At 57.0% G+C, this 16,146-nt stretch carries 15 protein-coding genes; 4 read left to right on the forward strand and 11 right to left on the reverse strand.

All coding sequences use genetic code 11. The annotated features are described in order from the left end of the window. Nucleotides 1-644: 644 nt before the first annotated feature. The 4 genes from mutS (at nt 645) to biuH (ending at nt 7,020) form a co-directional block, all read left to right on the forward strand. Nucleotides 645-3,206 carry a DNA mismatch repair protein MutS gene (gene mutS, locus EBC_RS19320; RefSeq protein ID WP_013203532.1) on the forward strand — a complete coding sequence of 854 codons (2,562 nt, stop codon included), beginning with the start codon at nt 645-647 and terminating at the stop codon, nt 3,204-3,206. A gap of 328 nt (nt 3,207-3,534) precedes the next feature. Beyond that, a complete protein-coding gene (locus EBC_RS19325) occupies nt 3,535-4,977 on the forward strand; it encodes an amidase (protein ID WP_049789623.1) in 1,443 nt (480 codons plus the stop codon). Between the two features lie 37 nt (nt 4,978-5,014). After that, the gene (locus EBC_RS19330) at nt 5,015-6,316 is read left to right on the forward strand and encodes a purine-cytosine permease family protein (protein WP_013203535.1); all 1,302 of its coding nucleotides are present in this window, start codon (nt 5,015-5,017) and stop codon (nt 6,314-6,316) included. Nucleotides 6,317-6,333: 17 nt separating this feature from the next. Further along, nucleotides 6,334-7,020, forward strand: coding sequence for a biuret amidohydrolase (gene biuH / locus EBC_RS19335; protein ID WP_013203536.1), 687 nt, complete (start codon nt 6,334-6,336; stop codon nt 7,018-7,020). Between the two features lie 69 nt (nt 7,021-7,089). Here the strand turns inward: biuH and rpoS are convergent, their stop codons facing one another. From rpoS to cysN, 11 genes are all read right to left on the reverse strand, one after another. After that, complete coding sequence (rpoS, locus tag EBC_RS19340) at nt 7,090-8,082, reverse strand: RNA polymerase sigma factor RpoS (RefSeq protein ID WP_013203537.1); 993 nt, start codon at nt 8,080-8,082, stop codon at nt 7,090-7,092. 54 nt (nt 8,083-8,136) lie between these two features. Continuing rightward, nucleotides 8,137-9,303: a murein hydrolase activator NlpD gene (gene nlpD, locus EBC_RS19345; RefSeq protein WP_013203538.1), complete on the reverse strand. Its 1,167-nt coding sequence runs from the start codon at nt 9,301-9,303 to the stop codon at nt 8,137-8,139. Nucleotides 9,304-9,446: 143 nt separating this feature from the next. After that, the gene (locus EBC_RS19350; RefSeq protein ID WP_013203539.1) at nt 9,447-10,073 is read right to left on the reverse strand and encodes a protein-L-isoaspartate(D-aspartate) O-methyltransferase; all 627 of its coding nucleotides are present in this window, start codon (nt 10,071-10,073) and stop codon (nt 9,447-9,449) included. Then, nucleotides 10,067-10,828 (reverse strand): 5'/3'-nucleotidase SurE, encoded by a 762-nt coding sequence (gene surE, locus EBC_RS19355; RefSeq protein WP_013203540.1) that lies wholly within the window; start codon nt 10,826-10,828, stop codon nt 10,067-10,069. The genes EBC_RS19350 and surE overlap by 7 nt, the downstream gene beginning before the upstream one ends. Beyond that, nucleotides 10,809-11,855, reverse strand: coding sequence for a tRNA pseudouridine(13) synthase TruD (truD, locus tag EBC_RS19360; RefSeq protein WP_013203541.1), 1,047 nt, complete (start codon nt 11,853-11,855; stop codon nt 10,809-10,811). Before truD ends, surE begins: the two co-directional genes overlap by 20 nt. Next, nucleotides 11,855-12,334, reverse strand: coding sequence for a 2-C-methyl-D-erythritol 2,4-cyclodiphosphate synthase (gene ispF, locus EBC_RS19365; RefSeq protein WP_013203542.1), 480 nt, complete (start codon nt 12,332-12,334; stop codon nt 11,855-11,857). Before ispF ends, truD begins: the two co-directional genes overlap by 1 nt. Then, nucleotides 12,334-13,044, reverse strand: a complete 711-nt coding sequence (ispD, locus tag EBC_RS19370; protein WP_041692396.1) for a 2-C-methyl-D-erythritol 4-phosphate cytidylyltransferase — start codon at nt 13,042-13,044, stop codon at nt 12,334-12,336. The genes ispF and ispD overlap by 1 nt, the downstream gene beginning before the upstream one ends. Before the next feature lie 9 nt (nt 13,045-13,053). Beyond that, nucleotides 13,054-13,374, reverse strand: coding sequence for a cell division protein FtsB (gene ftsB / locus EBC_RS19375; protein WP_013203544.1), 321 nt, complete (start codon nt 13,372-13,374; stop codon nt 13,054-13,056). A gap of 203 nt (nt 13,375-13,577) precedes the next feature. Then, nucleotides 13,578-13,898 (reverse strand): DUF3561 family protein, encoded by a 321-nt coding sequence (locus EBC_RS19380; RefSeq protein WP_013203545.1) that lies wholly within the window; start codon nt 13,896-13,898, stop codon nt 13,578-13,580. Nucleotides 13,899-14,102: 204 nt separating this feature from the next. Beyond that, entirely contained in the window at nt 14,103-14,711 is a 609-nt protein-coding gene (gene cysC / locus EBC_RS19385) for an adenylyl-sulfate kinase (protein WP_013203546.1), read from the reverse strand. Further along, nucleotides 14,711-16,138, reverse strand: a complete 1,428-nt coding sequence (gene cysN / locus EBC_RS19390; protein ID WP_013203547.1) for a sulfate adenylyltransferase subunit CysN — start codon at nt 16,136-16,138, stop codon at nt 14,711-14,713. Before cysN ends, cysC begins: the two co-directional genes overlap by 1 nt. Nucleotides 16,139-16,146: the final 8 nt, after the last annotated feature.

Genomic DNA, 16,146 nt, shown 5'->3' on the forward strand with positions numbered 1-16,146 from the left:
CATAACAAATGCCAACACCAGAAAGATATACTTTATAAAATACCCTCTCTGCGGTCAATAGCGGCCTTTAACCAAATAAAAAAGAACTAATAGCGAGTCAGGCCAGTCTGAATTTCGTCTATAGTCTCCTATCATACTGGTCAGTAAGGAAATTCCCCTATTCCACACCCTCACATTAAAATACTTTTAACATTATTAGATTCAATACTTCAAAAATATTCCGGAAAATAACCACCGTTATATAGGTATGCATTGAGGCGTTTTGTTAAGGCAGATATAATTTATTAACAAATAAAATAAATATCGCACAAGTAATGTTAAAGCCATCACGACATATTTCGCATTTATTTTATTGCGAGCGTTGTCGGAAGCTGGAGTTTGCCGACTTGCCCTGCATAATGAATGTTTGGAAAATCGGGTCGATTGGATGGCTATTCACTTGAAGCAGAGCCAGCCGTTTTGCCTTCGCTGAGAAACCCGCTGAGCAGGGTACTCTTCACTGGATTACCTCTGTTTTTTTCGTCAAACTGACCGGCCAGGCTCCCTGCACCAGTTGAGCGACAAATTGACGAGTTTATGTGGATGTAAAGGCTGTGTTAAGGTCCACGTAAGTACTTGAAAGAATTGAAATGAGTAAAATGATTATGAAAGAGTCGATTGACAAGGATTTATCAGGCCACACCCCAATGATGCAGCAATACCTGCGTCTGAAGGCCGATCATCCGGAAATCCTGCTGTTTTACCGCATGGGGGATTTCTACGAACTGTTCTATGACGATGCGAAGCGCGCCTCGCAGCTGCTGGAAATCTCGCTGACTAAACGCGGGGCGTCAGCCGGTGAACCGATCCCGATGGCGGGCGTACCTTATCATGCGGTGGAGAACTACCTGGCGAAGCTGGTGCAGCTGGGCGAATCGGTGGCCATCTGCGAACAGATTGGCGATCCGGCGCTGAGCAAAAGCCCCGTAGAGCGCAAAGTGGTGCGCATCGTGACGCCGGGCACCATCAGTGATGAAGCGCTGTTGCATGAGCGCCAGGATAACCTGCTGGCCGCCATCTGGCAGAGCCCACGCGGCTTCGGCTTCGCCACGCTGGATATCAGCTCTGGCCGCTTCCGCCTGGCGGAGCCGACGGACCTGGAAACCATGGCCGCCGAGCTGACCCGCTCCAATCCTGCTGAACTGCTCTATTCCGAAGACTTCTCCGCCATGTCGCTGATTGAAAACCGCCGTGGCTTGCGTCGTCGCCCATTGTGGGAGTTTGAAGTCGATACCGCGCGTCAGCAGCTGAACATGCAGTTTGGCACCCGCGACCTGAGCGGCTTTGGCGTCGAGCAGGCTCACCATGCGCTGCGCGCGGCGGGCTGCCTGCTGCAATACGTTAAGGATACCCAGCGTACTTCCCTGCCCCATATCCGTTCTCTGACTATGGAGCGGCAGCAGGACGGCATCATTATGGATGCGGCAACGCGCCGTAACCTGGAGATCACCCAGAACCTGGCCGGCGGCATTGAAAACACCCTGGCGGCGGTGCTGGATAAAACCGTCACGCCGATGGGTAGCCGCATGCTGAAACGCTGGCTGCATATGCCGGTGCGGGAGATTAAAACCTTAGAGAACCGTCAGCAGAGCATTGGTGCACTGCAGGACTTTACCGCGGAGCTCTCGCCTCTGCTGCGTCAGGTCGGCGACCTAGAGCGTATTCTTGCGCGTCTGGCACTGCGTACCGCCCGTCCACGCGATCTGGCCCGGATGCGCCACGCCTTCCAGCAGCTGCCTCAGCTCGATGCGCTGCTGGCGGAGGTCGCTACGCCGCATCTGCAAACGCTGCGCACGCAAATGGGCCAGTTTGATGAGTTGCGCGATCTGCTGGAACGGGCGGTGATTGAGTCACCTCCGGTGCTGATCCGCGACGGTGGCGTGATTGCGCCCGGCTACCACGCCGAGCTGGATGAATGGCGTGCGCTGGCCGACGGCGCGACCGACTACCTTGATAAGCTGGAAATCCGTGAGCGGGAAAAACTGGGGCTGGATACGCTGAAGGTCGGCTTCAACGCCGTGCATGGCTATTATATTCAGGTCAGCCGTGGGCAGAGCCATCGGGTGCCGATCAACTATGTCCGTCGTCAGACGCTGAAAAACGTTGAACGCTATATCATTCCCGAGCTGAAAGAGTACGAAGACAAAGTTCTGACCTCGAAAGGCAAGGCGCTGGCGCTGGAAAAAGGCCTGTATGAGCAGCTGTTCGACCTGCTGCTGCCACATCTGGAAGCCTTGCAGCTCAGTGCCGCGGCACTGGCGGAACTGGACGTGCTGTCCAACCTGGCCGAACGCGCGTGGACGCTGAATTACAACTGCCCAACCCTGACCGACAAGCCCGGCATCAAGCTGACCGGCGCGCGTCATCCGGTGGTGGAGCAGGTGCTGAAAGAGCCGTTTATTGCTAACCCGCTGTCGCTCTCTCCGCAGCGCCGCATGCTGGTGATCACCGGTCCCAATATGGGCGGTAAAAGTACCTATATGCGTCAGGCGGCGCTGATCACGCTGCTGGCCTATATTGGCAGCTATGTCCCGGCGGAGCAGGCGGTGATTGGTCCAATCGACCGCATCTTTACCCGTGTGGGTGCTGCGGATGACCTGGCGTCCGGCCGTTCGACCTTTATGGTGGAGATGACCGAAACCGCCAATATCCTGCACAATGCGACCGAACACAGCCTAGTGCTGATGGATGAGATTGGGCGCGGCACCTCAACCTATGATGGCCTGTCACTGGCCTGGGCCTGTGCGGAAAGCCTGGCGAACCGCATCAAGGCGATGACGCTGTTTGCTACCCACTACTTTGAGCTGACCACCCTGCCCGAAAAAATGGAAGGCGTGGCCAACGTTCACCTCGATGCCGTTGAGCATGGCGACACCATCGCCTTTATGCACAGCGTGCAGGAGGGTGCTGCGAGCAAAAGTTACGGCCTGGCCGTTGCCGCGCTGGCGGGCGTGCCGAAAGAGGTGATCAAGCGTGCGCGACAGAAACTGAAAGAGCTGGAAACCCTGTCCGGCAGCGCGGCCAGTAGCAAAGCCGATGGCCCGCAGTTGCCATTACTGGTTGAGGAAACCTCTCCCGCTGTGGAAGCGCTTGAAGCACTGGATGCGGATTCCCTTACGCCGCGTCAGGCGCTGGACTGGATCTATCGCCTGAAAACGATGCTCTAAGCGTCGTTGCTGAACGGCATACGGTCATCACGGGCCGCTGCCGTCTGAAATGCAGAACCAAACGGTGGGCATAATGCCTGCCGTTTTTTTTGCACCACTTTACGGCCAGGCTGCACTCCCGCAGTGATTCTCCTTCTGCACTGAAGCGTCTTAGTGTTATTAACGCAAACCTCCCGCCCATCAAACCCTCACGAATACCGGCCTGTATACAAGATGTTAGACCCGCGTCTTACGCTTATTTTTAGTGCCATCACAAATCTGGCCTGCAATATGCATTGCTATCCTCCAGCTAGCAATCATCAGCTCTTCAGGGGCACAGGGGACACCGTTGAACCAACAGGATATCTTGAATCTTGACGCCATCACGCTGGCGGCACACATCCGCGACAAGTCGCTTTCTCCGGTTGAGGTGGTGACCGCCTCGCTGGCTCGAATGGATCTTCTCGAGCCCGAGCTGCATGCCTTTTGTACGCCAACGCCCGATCTGGCGATGGCGCAGGCCAAAGCGATCGAACAGAAGATCCTGCGCGGCGAAAAGGTCGGCCCATTGGCTGGCGTGCCGGTGGCGATTAAAGATCTGATCAGCACCGCCGGGATCAAAACGGTGTCCGGCTCCTGGATCTACGAAAACTTTATCCCCGATGAAGACGACATCACCGTTGAACGCCTGAAGGCGGCCGGCGCCATCATCCTCGGCAAAACCAACGCGCCGGAGTTTGGCTACAGCGGCACCGGCCACAACCCGGTGTTTCCAACCACCCGCAATCCGTGGAATACCGACTTAACCCCTGGCGGCTCCAGTGCCGGTTCGGCAGCGGCGCTGGCGGCAAGAATGTGCCCGCTGGCGCTGGGGAGCGATGGCGGCGGTTCCGTGCGCATTCCCGCCGCCCACAGCGGCCTGTTTGGCATGAAAGCGTCGATGGGCCGCGTGCCGCTGTATCCCGGCTGCCGCGATGAACGCTTTCCCGGACTCTCCAGCTGGGAATCGCTGGAGCATATTGGCCCGATGACCCGCACCGTGGCGGATGCCGCGCTAATGCTTTCGGTGATCGCCGGACCCGATCCCCGCGACCGCCACTCGATCCCCACCAGCGACATTGACTGGCTCAACGCCCCCAAGGGCAGCCTGAAAGGGCTACGCATTGCCTTCAGCGCTGACTGGGGCTATGCCGCGGTCGACCAACAGGTCCGCGAGGTGGTGGCCAAAGCGGTCAGGGTCTTCGAGCGGGAGTTGGGCTGCATTGTGGTCGAGGCCCATCCAGGCTTCAGCGATCCGAAAGAGACCTTCGCTGCGCTGGTCGCTCAGGAAACCGATCTGACCGGCATGCGCAAACTGATGGAAAGCTATGGCGATCGCATGTCACCCCATCTGGTGGCGATGCTGAACACCGACTGGACCGCCGAGATGTTCACCGATGCCAATATGAAGCGCAAAGAGGTGGTCAACAAAATGTGGCGCTTTATGCAGGGCTACGATTTGTTGCTGACCCCGACGCTGGCAACACCGCCCTTCCCAATCGATATCGAAAGCCCGGCGATGATAGATGGCCGTAGCGTGACGCCTGCCGAATGGCTGGCCTTTGTCTTTCCGATTAACCTTACCGGACAACCGGCCGCCTCTGTGCCGGCTGGCTTTACCGCCGACGGGTTGCCGGTCGGTTTACAGATTGTTGGTCGTCACCTTGACGATGCGCTGGTGCTGCGTGCCAGTGCGGCATTTGAAAAAGTTTGCGGCTGGCAACATCGGTTACCGCCGATGCTGACCCGCTGATTAACGCCTACTGCTATTTACCGGGGATCACACCACTATGAGCCAGAAATCATCGCAGTCGCATGAGAGCACGTCAGGATTAGAGCAGGAGTTTGAAAACGCGGCCGTACCGCTTTCCCATCGCCATACCACCCGTTCGGTTTCTGCGGTGTGGTTTGGTTTCCCGATGATCCTGACCAATGCTGTTTTTGGCGGGATCATGGCGTACAACCTCGGCTTCTGGCATTCAATTATCGCCATTCTGGCCGGCAACCTGGTGCTGTTCGCCTATGTCGGCGCGCTCAGCTATCTGGCGGGCAATACCGGACTGAACTTTGCCATGCAGGCGCGCAAGACCTTCGGCAGCCGTGGCTACATCATTACCTCGGCGTTTCTGTCGACCGTGGTGATTGGCTGGTACGCCTTCCAGACCGGACTGACCGGCACCATCGTTAACGCCACCTTTGGCTGGAATACCTCGTGGGTGATCGTGCTGGCGACGGTGCTGTATACCGGCGTCACCTTCCTTGGCGTGCGCGCGCTGTCGGTGATTGGCATGATTGCTGCGCCGATGTTTGTCATCCTCGGCCTGGTGGCGCTGTACTTTGTCGGCCAGCACACCGACATCAGCCAGATCAGCAGCTATAAAGGTTCCGCCAGCGGCATCAGCATGGGCATCGCGATGACCATGGTGATCGCCGGATTTGCGGATTCGGGCACCATGACCGCCGACTTCACCCGCTGGTCAAAGAACGGCAAATCGGCGGTGGTCGCCACCTTCTCCGCGTTCCCGCTGGCTAACGTTGTTTCGCTGCTTTCGGGCGTGGTGATTGTGTCTGCCGGTGCGGGCATCAATCCGGCACAAAACGGCGGCGATTTCCTGCATCTGCTTACCGGTCACAATCCGGTGCTGGACATGCTGGCGCTGCTGTTCGTCTTTATCAACCTCGGCTCGGTCTGCACCCACTGCCTGTACAACGGCGCGGTCGGTTATGGCCATCTGTTTAAAAGCAAAATGCGTCTGTGGACGGTGATCCTCGGTGTGATTGGCGGACTGCTGGCGGTGATTGGCGTGTGGAGCTATTTCCTGAACTGGCTGAGCCTGTTGGGTGTCGCCGTACCGCCGATTGGCGCGGTGATGATTGTCGACCTGCTGTTTATGGGCCATATCGCCAGTTCTCGCCCGGAAACAACTTACCGCACCAGCGCGTTTGCCTGCTGGGCGTTCGGCACCGTCTGCGCCAGCATCGCGCACGTCTGGTTCCCGGATGCCGGTGAAGCCCTGATTGGCATGGTTGCCGGCGGGGTGGCTTACGGCATCGTGCAGTCACGATCGGCGAAAAAATGGGCCACGGCATAAGCCTGGGGAGAGTCAGCATGCAGGATTTTTATATTCAGGCCGCACCTTACCACTGGCCGTATGACGGCCAGCTTTCGCCGCAAGACACCGCATTAGTGATTATTGATATGCAGACGGACTTCTGCGGAGCAGGCGGATATGTCGATAAGATGGGTTACGACATTGGCTTAACCCGCGCGCCGGTAAAACCCATCAGCGCGCTGCTGGCGGTGATGCGGGCGCAGGGCTTTACTATCATTCATACCCGCGAGGGACACCGGCCCGATCTGGCCGATCTGCCGGCCAATAAGCGCTGGCGATCGCGGCAAAAAGGCGCCGGGATCGGCGATCCCGGCCCGTGCGGGAAAATACTGGTGCGCGGTGAGCCCGGCTGGGAAATCATTCCCGAACTGGAGCCGGCCGCTGGGGAAGTGGTGATCGACAAGCCGGGGAAAGGATCGTTTTACGCCACCGATCTGGAGCTGATCCTGCATACGCGCGGGATCCGAAATCTGCTGCTCACCGGCATCACCACCGATGTTTGCGTACATACTACGATGCGTGAAGCGAACGATCGCGGGTTTGAATGCTTACTGGTTGCCGATTGCTGTGCCGCAACCGATCCGGCAAATCATGCGGCGGCGCTTGAAATGGTGAAAATGCAGGGAGGGGTGTTCGGGGCGGTCGCCGGGTCCAGCGAGGTGCTGAAGGCGTTGAGTCAGTAAACGACGGGCAATAAAAAAGCGGTGGCTTTCGCCACCGCTTTTCGCATTAACATCGGTAAGTGCCCACGATTATTCGCGGAACAGGGCTTCGATACTCAGACCCTGAGCCTGCAGAATTTCACGCAGACGACGCAGACCTTCAACCTGAATCTGACGGACACGTTCACGGGTCAGACCAATTTCGCGACCCACATCTTCTAACGTGGCCGCTTCATAACCTAACAGGCCGAAACGACGCGCTAACACTTCACGCTGCTTGGCGTTCAGTTCGAACAGCCATTTGACGATGCTCTGCTTCATGTCATCGTCCTGGGTGGTATCTTCCGGACCGTTGTCTTTCTCGTCGGCCAGGATATCCAGCAGCGCTTTCTCAGAATCACCGCCTAGTGGCGTGTCGACTGATGTAATGCGTTCGTTGAGGCGCAGCATACGGCTGACATCTTCAACGGGTTTATCAAGCTGTTCGGCAATTTCTTCTGCACTCGGCTCATGATCTAACTTGTGGGTCAGTTCACGCGCGGTGCGGAGATAGACGTTCAGCTCTTTAACGATATGAATAGGCAAACGAATGGTACGGGTTTGGTTCATGATAGCCCGTTCAATCGTCTGGCGAATCCACCAGGTAGCGTAAGTAGAGAAGCGGAACCCTCTTTCAGGGTCAAATTTCTCTACCGCGCGGATTAACCCCAGGTTACCTTCTTCAATCAGATCCAGCAAAGCCAGACCACGATTGCTGTAACGGCGGGCAATCTTCACTACCAAACGCAGGTTGCTTTCGATCATGCGGCGACGAGACGGAACATCACCACGTAATGCGCGACGAGCGAAGAAAACTTCTTCTTCAGCCGTTAGCAGAGGAGAATAACCAATCTCTCCCAGATAGAGCTGCGTCGCGTCCAATACTCGTTGCGTAGCACCTTGTGACAACAGCTCATCTTCAGCTATTTCGTTATCAGCAGGTTCATTTCCGACGAGAGCCTTCTCATCAAAAACCTCAGCTCCGTTTTCGTCGAATTCCGCATCTTCATTTAGATCTTTAACTTTCAGCGTATTCTGGCTCATTTTCGGCTCCTACCCGTGATCCCAAAGCAAAGCACCAGTTGGTGTTCTGCCGGACTATCGCTGCGGTAAATAACGCAGCGGGTTTACGGATTTCCCCTTGTAACGAATTTCAAAATGCAATCTGACCGAACTCGTGCCGGTACTACCCATGGTGGCGATCTTTTGACCCGCTTTAACTTCTTGTTGTTCACGGACCAGCATAGTGTCGTTATGGGCGTATGCACTCAGGTAGTCATCATTATGTTTGATGATAATCAAGTTACCGTAACCGCGAAGGGCGTTACCGGCATACACAACGCGCCCTGAGGCGGTTGAAATGACGGGTTGTCCTCGCGAGCCCGCGATATCAATACCTTTATTGCCTCCTTCGGAAGCAGAGAAGTTATCGATGATCTTACCGTCGGTCGGCCAACGCCAGCTTCCCACTGGGGTGCTGCTGTTGGTTGTGCTACTGACGGTCGGAGCGGTAACCGGCGCTGTTGTCGTTGCAACAGTCGTTGTGCCGGATGATGGCAACATTTTGCCTTCACTTGGTTTACCTGAATCCTCAGAATACGTAATAACAGGCTGGTGTGCAACAGCCCCGCCCTGGTTTTGTGGCGCAGAAGGCTGGACAGCGACACCGCCCGCAGAGGCATCCGCTGCGGTCACCGCATTACCACCGGTTAAGGTTCCACCGGAGCCGTTACTAACCTGCAACTGCTGGCCAACATTGAGCGCATAAGGCGCGGCAACGTTATTTCGTTGGGCTAAATCACGGAAATCATTGCCGGTGATCCAGGCAATATAGAACAGCGTATCGCCCCTTTTCACCGTATAGGTCTGTCCGCCGTAGCTACCTTTAGGAATATTCCCATAAGAACGGTTGTAGACAATATGGCCATTCTCGGTCACCACGTTCTCTTGTGGTGCAGCATTGCTGCTGGAAATGTTCTGTGGCGCGCTCACCACATTGGAGGAGTTGGCCGAAATAGAGGCCGGTGGCGCGGTGTAGCCGCCATTGCCGCTATTGGCGTTGCTGAGCACTCCGCTGTTGCTGTTACCGCTGCCGCTGCTGGCGTTGGAGCCACCGCTCAACATACCGCCAGAGCCGCCGCCACTGCCGACAGAACTGATAGGGGCTTGTGTGGAGTTATCGCTGGAACAACCAGCTAACCAAAAACCAACAAGTGAAACGGCCGCAATCCGGCGCAACTTAAACATTGGGCTTCCCGTGCTCATTTATATCCCCCTGAAGGCAAAACTGTGACTACTGCCGCGACGCATCTGGCCCGCATACAGTAATAAAGAGTGAAATTAAGCAGATAGTAACAACATCACAGACCCGGTGCCATTTACAGATGTGTGCAATTGCTAACGATCCGTCAGGCTAAGTCGCCTTTTACCAGCGGCACAAAACGCACTGGCTCAACGATATCGACGATAAACTCACCGCCCTTACGGCGGATGCGCTTCAGTTCCTGATGCTCTTCACCCACCGGCAACACCAGGATCCCGCCTTCGTCCAACTGCGACATTAGCTCGACAGGAATTTCTGGCGGCGCGGCGGTGACGATGATGGCATCAAACGGCCCGCGAGACGGCCAGCCCTGCCAGCCGTCGCCGTGCCGGGTAGAAACATTATGTAAATCAAGCTGTTTTAACCGTCGCTTGGCCTGCCACTGCAAGCCCTTAATCCGCTCGACGGAGTAAACGTGTTCGACCAGGTGTGCCAGGATCGCAGTCTGATAACCCGATCCGGTACCAATTTCTAACACGCGTGATTCTGGCGTCAGCTCCAGCAGCGCGGTCATTTTCGCCACCATATACGGCTGGGAAATGGTCTGGCCGGAGCCAATCGGCAACGCCATATTCTCCCACGCCTTGTGCTCAAACGCCTCGTCCACAAAACGCTCACGCGGTACATCTTCAATCGCTTTCAGCAACCGTTCATCGTCAATGCCCTGCTGGCGCAACTGCGCCAGTAGCGTATCAATGCGGCGACTCACCATTCGCGACTGACCTCAACGCTGGACAACCACGACGCCACCACATCCTGCGCGGCATGCGCGGTTAAATCGACGTGCAGCGCGGTGACGGACACATAGCCCTGGTCAACTGCGGCAAAATCGGTATCCGGGCCTGCATCCAGCTTTTGTCCCGGCGGCCCAATCCAGTACATCATATTGCCGCGCGGATCCTGCTGCGGGATAACCTGATCGCTGGGATGGCGGCTACCACAACGGGTGACGCGAATGCCCTTGATTTCTGACAACGGCACATCCGGCACGTTGATGTTCAGAATGCGACCGGTGCGTAACGGTTCGCGCAGCAACGCACGCAGTATAGAACAGGTTACCGCCGCTGCCGTGTCGTAATGCTTATGCCCATCCAGCGACACCGCCAGCGCAGGCAGTCCAAGATGACGCCCTTCCATCGCCGCCGCTACCGTCCCGGAATAAATCACATCATCCCCGAGGTTCGGGCCGGCGTTGATGCCGGACACCACGATATCCGGCTTCGGCTGCATCAGCGAGTTCACACCCAGATAGACGCAGTCTGTTGGCGTGCCCATTTGCACCGCGATATCGCCGTTGGGATAGGTGAAGGTGCGTAACGGCGTTTCCAGTGACAGCGAATTGGAGGCGCCGCTGCGGTTGCGGTCAGGCGCCACCAACTGCACCTCAGCAAACTCACGCAAGGCCGCAGCCAGCGTCTGAATGCCGGGCGCATGAATACCGTCATCGTTACTCAGCAATATTCGCATCATCACCTTCTTGTAGAAGAACTTCACGCACCAGCGTGGTGGCAAAACTGCCCGCAGGCAGCCAGAAAGTCAGCTCAACGGTCACGTCATCCTGCCAGTCCCAGCGCAGATCGCGCGGTTTCACCAGCACCGCACGACGGGCCGCATCGACTTTCTCACGCTCAAGCAGTGTAATCAATTCTGTCTCAGTCGCCAGGCTTCGTTGCTCAAAGTCCAGCGCATCCTGCAAGGTTCCCCAGGCGCCGCTGCCGGGAAGCGGTGCGGTCACGCGCAGTTCGTCGTTATCGACGCGCGCCTGCAACGTTTCCAGTTCCGCCTCTTCCGCCACGAACCAGCTGCCCCGTCCGGTCAGCTGGAGTGCATCGCCGGCCATCACGGTGGTCAGCGAGCCCTGCTGCGCTAACCGGTCGCTCGCCACCTGGTTGAACATCGCACTGCGGGCGGCAGAAAACAGGAAGCTGCGCTTGTTACGCTCCTTCACCCGGATCTCGTTGGCTGCCCAGCGGCGCGCCATCAGCAGGTTATTGCCATCATGCCCAAAACGCTGCACGCCAAAATAGTTTGGCACACCGGCGGCGGCAATCTGCTGCAAGCGCTGCTCAACCGCATCACGATCGGAAATCTGACGCAAAATAAGGGTAAAGGCATTGCCCTGCAACGCTCCCGTACGCAGTTTACGTCGATGACGGGCACTTTCCAGTACCTCGCAGCCTGGCAGCTGAAAAGCAGAAAAATCTGGCGTCTCTTTGCCGGGAATGCGCAGGCAAATCCACTGCTCGGTGACCGCATGGCGATCTTTCATGCCGGCAAAGCTGACGTCACGCGGGTGAATACCGGCAAACTTCGCCAGCGCTTCCGCGACAAATCGGGTGTTACAGCCGGTTTTGCGAATGCGCACCAGCACCTGCTCGCCATCGCCGTCCGGGCCATAGCCGAGGTCTTCGATGACGATAAAATCTTCCGGGTTGGCTTTCAGCACGCCTGTGGCCGTGGGCTTGCCGTGCAGCCAGCTCAGCTCATCGACCATTACGCGTCCGCCTTAAAGATCAGCGCAACCGCTTCACAGGCAATGCCTTCGCCACGACCGGTAAAGCCCAGCTTCTCGGTGGTGGTGGCTTTGACGTTAACGTCATCCATATGGATACCCAGATCTTCCGCGATGTTGATGCGCATCTGCGGCACATGAGGCAGCATTTTCGGCGCCTGTGCGATGATCGTGACGTCAACGTTGCCTAAGCGGTAGCCTTTTTTCTGGATCTGACGCCAGGCTTCACGCAGCAGTTCGCGGCTGTCCGCGCCTTTATAGGCGGCGTCCGTGTCCGGGAACAGCTTGCCAATATCGCCCAGCGCGGCGGCACCCAGCAACGCATCGGTCAGCGCATGCAGCGCCACGTCACCGTCGGAATGTGCCAGTAACCCTTTTTCATAAGGAATTCGCACGCCGCCAATAATCAGCGGGCCTTCGCCGCCAAATGCGTGAACATCAAAACCGTGGCCGATACGCATTATGCGCTCTCCTTATTCTGTGATTGAGTCAGGTAAAACGCCGCCAGCGCCAAATCTTCCGGCCGCGTTACCTTAATGTTGTCGCTGCGGCCGATCACCAGTTCAGGATGATAGCCACAATACTCCAGCGCCGATGCCTCGTCGGTGATCGTCGCCCCTTCCCTTAACGCCCGTTCAAGACAGGTGCGCAGCAGTTCCAGCGGGAACAGCTGCGGCGTCAGCGCATGCCATAAGGCTTCGCGATCGACAGTATGCGCTATCGCTTGTTTCCCTGCTTCGGCCCGCTTCATGGTGTCACGCACCGGGGCCGCAAGAATGCCGCCCACGCGACTGGTCGCGGCGATCGCCAGTAACCGCGTGAGGTCATCAAGATGCAGACAGGGACGCGCAGCGTCGTGAACCAACACCCAGCGCGAGGCAGACGCCGCCTGCAGGCCTGCCAGCACGGAATCCGCACGCTCTTTGCCGCCGTTCACCACCGTGATACGCGGATCGCTGGCCATTGGCAGCGCAGGAAAGAAGGGGTCATCAGGACTGATGGCGACAATAATACGGCTGATGGCTGGATGCGCCAGCAAGCTGTTAAGCGCATGTTCCAGCAGCGTTTTGCCACCGATTGAAAGGTATTGTTTGGGGCACTCTGCCTGCATCCGGCTGCCGATCCCGGCAGCGGGAACCACAGCGATGATGTCCGGAAAGGACCCTGCGATGTTCATGAGTTATCGTTGCTGACTGTTAGAAGCACCCTGCTGCGCGTTTCGTTTATTTTGATCCGGCACAAGGCGATAGAAAGTCTCACCGGGTTTAATCATCCCCAGCTCGTTACGTGCGCGTTCCTCAATTGCTTCAGAACCGCCGTTAAGGTCGTCGATTTCTGCAAACAACTGATCGTTTCGCGCTTTTAGCTTCGCGTTGCCGCCTTGTTGCACCGCAACATCGTCTTTAACACGCGTAAAATCATGTATGCCGTTCTTGCCTAACCAGAGCGAATATTGTAACCAGCCCAGTAGCACAAGTAACAGCAGAGTAAGTTTTCCCATCCCCGCCCCCTGAAAACGGCTCAATCATCCCATAACTTTACATCCGACTCCACTTTCACAGTGATTTAACCGTCGATTGGTGGATCGGTGAGCGTTCCCCGCCCTGAAATCAGGTTTTGCGAGCAAAGTTTTGTAACCGCAGTGGGAATTCTGACATCAAATCCTGCCAGCCGGGCTGGCGAAAGATCCAACAAAGAGACCGGCTACCATCCGGTCAGTAGCGTAAACAGCAGCCAGAACAGACAGACCACCACCACAGCGGTCAGCAAAATGGTCCAAATCAACTGGCCCCGCAGCAGCACGTTGGCGACAATGCCGACCAACACCGAAACCGGCAGCAGCGCCAGGAAAAACGGCCAGGTATAAAGAAAGAAAAACAGCGTGTTTGCCCCATACATCACAAAGGGGATCGCCAGCGCGAGCCAGTATGAGGCAAAGCCAACCACACCACCGGGAAATGACCAGGAAGGGTCTTCCTGATCCCGATCGTCTTTGCGGGCGAGCATGGGCGTAACGTTATGCATAAGTATCCTGTTGACGCGAAATACAGCACGCTCTGAGGCGTTTTGCCGGGGCTATCTCAGGGGGTGATGATATCGCGACAACGCGGGAGATCTAACACTTGAACCCGCAATATTGTTACCAATTGTTCGCGGTTTTTCCTACGCAGCAGTAAGAAGCGCCCGGGTCTTTCCAGCGCGCTTCTGTGGCTATTTTTGAGGGCAATATTAACCGGCAATCACACCACGCTGGCGGAGGACATCCAGCGTTTGCGTCAGCAGATGGGCAACGGCCTGTTCACCGTCGAGATGGATTTCCGCCTGTTCAGGCGCTTCGTACACGCCATCGATACCGGTGAAGTTACGCAACTCTCCGGCACGGGCTTTCTTGTAGAGCCCTTTCGGATCGCGGGCTTCGCAGATCGCCAGCGGCGTATCAACGAACACCTCGATAAAGCGCCCTTCTCCCAGCAACTCCCGCACCATCTGACGTTCTTCACGATGCGGAGAGATAAACGCGCTGAGCACCACCAATCCGGCATCGACCATCAGTTTGGCCACTTCACCGACCCGACGGATGTTCTCTTTGCGGTCATCATCACTGAAGCCCAGATCGCGGCACAAACCGTGACGAACATTGTCGCCGTCAAGCAGGTAGGTGCTGACACCCACCTGTTGCAGCGCTTGCTCCACTGCACCGGCCACCGTGGATTTACCCGACCCCGAAAGGCCGGTAAACCACAACAGCACGCCCTGATGGCCATGCTGCTGCTCACGATCTTCACGCGTGACAAAGTGCGAATGCCAGATGACGTTTTCATCGTGTTCTGCGGCCATTATTTGCCGCCCAACAGATCGCGTGCGCCCCAGTGTGGGAAGTGACGGCGAACCAGTTCGTTCAGCTCCAGCTCGAAAGCGCTAAAGTTGCCCGGATTCTGCACCACGTCTTCCAGCGGCTGACGGATCATCCCGGCGCCGACGGTGACGTTGCTCAGGCGATCGATAATGATCATGCCACCGGTCACCGGGTTCTGCTGATACTGATCCAGCACCATCGGCTCATCAAAGGTCAGATCGACCAGACCGATACCGTTCAGCGGCAGGCTTTCCGCATCATGTTTCGCCAGGCTGTTGATCTCAACCTGATGTTCAATCTTCTCAACACGGGCGCGAGTTTTCTTGCCGGCGATTTTAATGTCAAAGCTCTGGCCTGGCACCAGCGGCTGTTCCGCCATCCATACCACGTCAACCGACGCGGCCTGCACTGGCTTGAGCGTGGCATCGGCCGCCACCAGCAAATCACCGCGGCTGATATCGATTTCGTCTTTCAGCACCAGGGTGATCGCTTCACCGGCCTGCGCTTCCTGCAGATCGCCGTCAAAGGTCACGATGCGGGCAATCGACGATTCAACGCCCGATGGCAGCACCTTGACGCGCTGTCCGACGGTCACGGTGCCGGATGCCAGCGTGCCGGCGTAACCGCGGAAATCCAGGTTCGGACGGTTAACGTACTGCACCGGGAAACGCATCGGCTGCTGCTCAACCACGCGCTGCACCTCGACAGTTTCCAGCACGTCCAGCAGCGTTGGGCCGGTGTACCAGCTCATCGCTTCGCTTGGGGAGGCCACGTTCTCGCCTTCCAGCGCCGACAACGGCACAAAGCGGATATCGAGATCGGCGGGCAACTGGCCGGCAAAGTCGAGGTAATCCTGTTTGATCTGCTCGAAGGTCGCTTCGCTGTACTCAACCAGATCCATTTTGTTGATCGCCACGATCAGGTGCTTGATGCCCAGCAGCGTGGAGATAAAGCTGTGTCGACGCGTCTGATCCAGCACGCCTTTACGCGCATCGATCAGCAGGATCGCCAGGTCGCAGGTGGATGCGCCGGTGGCCATGTTGCGGGTGTACTGCTCGTGTCCTGGCGTGTCGGCAATGATGAACTTACGCTTCTCGGTGGAGAAATAGCGGTAGGCGACATCAATGGTAATGCCCTGCTCGCGCTCGGCCTGCAGGCCATCCACCAGCAGCGCCAGATCCAGTTTCTCGCCCTGAGTGCCGTGACGCTTGCTGTCGTTATGCAGTGAAGAGAGCTGATCTTCATAAATCTGACGGGTGTCATGGAGCAGGCGACCAATCAGCGTGCTCTTGCCATCGTCGACGCTGCCGCAGGTCAGAAAACGCAGCAGGCTTTTATGTTGCTGGGCGTGCAGCCAGGCTTCCACGCCGCCCTGGTCGGCAATTTGTTGTGCAATGACGGTATTCATCTCGGCTC

Origin of the sequence: Erwinia billingiae Eb661 (assembly GCF_000196615.1) — a bacterium.
Lineage (GTDB): Bacteria > Pseudomonadota > Gammaproteobacteria > Enterobacterales > Enterobacteriaceae > Erwinia > Erwinia billingiae.